The sequence below is a fragment of the Martelella sp. UBA3392 genome (genome assembly GCF_002358775.1).
Classification (GTDB): Bacteria; Pseudomonadota; Alphaproteobacteria; order Rhizobiales; family Rhizobiaceae; genus Martelella; species Martelella mediterranea.
On record NZ_DEPM01000229.1, the window covers coordinates 18647 to 18951 of the forward strand.

The window sequence follows — 305 nt, forward strand, 5'->3', positions numbered from 1 at the left end:
CTCTCTCTCTCTCTTGCTTCTCTCGTGTGTGGCATTAGTACTACAATCGGGATCACAAAAAAACTCTCTCTCTCTCGAGAAAGAAAGAAAGAAAGAAAGAAACGGGACGAAGAAGAGTGTACTACTAAAAGAGAGAGAGAAGAAGTCTGGAGAGAGAAGATATACAAAGGTAGTTTAAGCTTTATTACATCGTTGACTGCACACACACACAGTCTATAGTATACTACTCTATATACTAGGTAGCTGTGTGTGAGTATTGTGAGCACATATTATCCCCAAAGAAGAAGAAAAAATCCTCTTTGATG